We start from the raw sequence: 1,818 nt of genomic DNA, 5'->3' as shown, positions 1-1,818 counted from the left end.
ACCGAGGGCGAACCGGAGGGCCCGGCCAGGGGCTGCGCGCTCCCGCCGCGGACCGTGAGGTGGTAGGCGCCGCCGCCGATCACGAGCAGGGTGGCGAGCAGGGCCAGGGCGGCCCCGGCGGCGACCACGGGCCGCCGGTGCAGCCGCGGCCGGTGGCCGTGGCCGCGACGGCCGGATTGCGGGGCGATCAGTGCGGGTGGTGCGGGTGGTGCCGGCGGGGTCGGTGGTGCTGGCCGTGCGAGTGGGGCGAACGGTGCGGGCGGCGGGCCGAAGCCGGCGGTCCGCCGCTCGTCGGGTTCCGGCCGTGGGCCGGAGGTACGACCGGTCATGGGGGAAGTCTGGCCGAACCGTAGATATTTCTAGAATAGATTTTTGGACGAATTTCCCCCTTCCGGCTCCGGTCGCCCGGCCGGGGGCACAGGTCTAGCGTGGAGGGATGGTTCCTTGGCTTGGCGGGTGAGGAGGCCGGGCATGACGACACGCTGGCGCAGTGCCGCCGTGGCCGTGGCGGCGGCCGGACTCCTGGTGGGGCCCGTGGGTGCGGGGGCGGGCGCGGTGTACGCAGCGGGCGCGGTGGCGCCTGCGGCGCCGGCCGCGACGGTCCCGGCCCCGACCCCGACACCCGCCCCGGACGAGTTCGCCCAGCTGACCCCCGCCGTCACCCGCCAGTTGGACACCGCGATCAAGAAGGTCCTTGCGGAGGCGAAGATCCCCGGCGTGATCGTGTCCGTGTCGGCCCCCGGCAAGGGCGACTACGTACGCTCCTTCGGCGTCGCCGACAAGGCCACGGGCACGCCGATGACCCCGAACCTGAACATGCGGATCGGCAGCGTGACGAAGACGTTCACCGTGACCGCCCTGCTGGAGCTGGTGGACAGGGGCAAGGTCGGTCTGGACGACCCGATCGGCAAGTACGTCGACGGGGTGCCGAACGGCGACCGGATCACCCTGCGCGAGCTTGCCGGGATGCGGAGCGGTCTGTTCAACTACTCGGCGGACGAGGACTTCTTCAAGGCGCTGACGAGCGACCCCGACCGGCCCTTCACCCCGCAGGAGCTGCTCGGCTACTCCTTCAAGCACCCGGTGCTCTTCGAGCCGAACGCGAAGTTCTTCTACTGCAACACCAACCTCATCCTGCTCGGGCTGGTGGTGGAGAAGGTCAGCGGCGTCCCCCTCCGCACCTTCATCGACCAGGAGGTCGTCGGACCGGCCGGGCTGAAGCACACGGTGTTCCCCACGGGCGCTGAGTTCCCCGGTCCGCGCGCCCAGGGCTACACGAACCAGACCGCCTCCGGGAAGGTCGAGGACTCCACCGCCTGGAACCCCTCGTGGGCCTGGGCGGCCGGCGCGATGATCTCCGACCTCTCCGATCTGCGCAGCTGGGCGAAGACCCTGGCGACCGGGACCCTGCTGACCCCCGCCACCCAGGCCCAGCGCCTCGACGTGGTCGACGCGCTCCCGGGCACGGGATACGGCCTCGGCATCTTCAACGTCCAGGGCTGGATCGGGCACAACGGCTCACTGCCGGGCTACGGGTCGCTGGTCCTCTACCTGCCGGAGGCGAAGGCCACGCTGGTCGTGCTGCTCAACACGGACATCGGGTACCAGGGGCAGGAGCCCAGCACCCTCTTCGGCGAGGCGATCACCAAGATCGTGACCCCCGGCCGGGTCTACACGCTCCCCGCCCAGCCGGCCTCGTGAGCGGGCCCTCCCAGCAACGCCTGTGAGCGGCGGGCCCCGGGCCTTCGGTGCCGGGGCCCGCCGTGCTAGCGTGCGCGGCCCGTCCTTCGCCACGGCCGCCTCCGGGCGGAGCGGAGG

At 72.2% G+C, this 1,818-nt stretch carries 1 protein-coding gene and 1 pseudogene; one reads left to right on the top strand and one right to left on the bottom strand.

What is annotated here, in order from left to right; translation table 11 throughout:
- Positions 1 to 329: pseudogene (locus ACWGIU_RS37060) on the bottom strand (hypothetical protein); the annotation flags it as partial.
- A gap of 142 nt (positions 330 to 471) precedes the next feature.
- On the opposite strand from ACWGIU_RS37060, the gene ACWGIU_RS37055 reads away from it, so the two are divergent.
- Complete coding sequence (locus tag ACWGIU_RS37055) at positions 472 to 1,701, top strand: serine hydrolase domain-containing protein (protein WP_453712458.1); 1,230 nt, start codon at positions 472 to 474, stop codon at positions 1,699 to 1,701.
- Positions 1,702 to 1,818 lie beyond the last annotated feature (117 nt).

It is taken from the genome of Streptomyces sp. NPDC054840, assembly GCF_053611065.1.
This window is presented reverse-complemented; position numbering and strand designations above follow the sequence as displayed.

Coding starts and splice junctions, on each gene's coding strand:
- ACWGIU_RS37055 (WP_453712458.1), top strand. CDS start 472: ATGACGACACGCTGGCGCAGTGCCGCCGTGGCCGTGGCGGCGGCCGGA.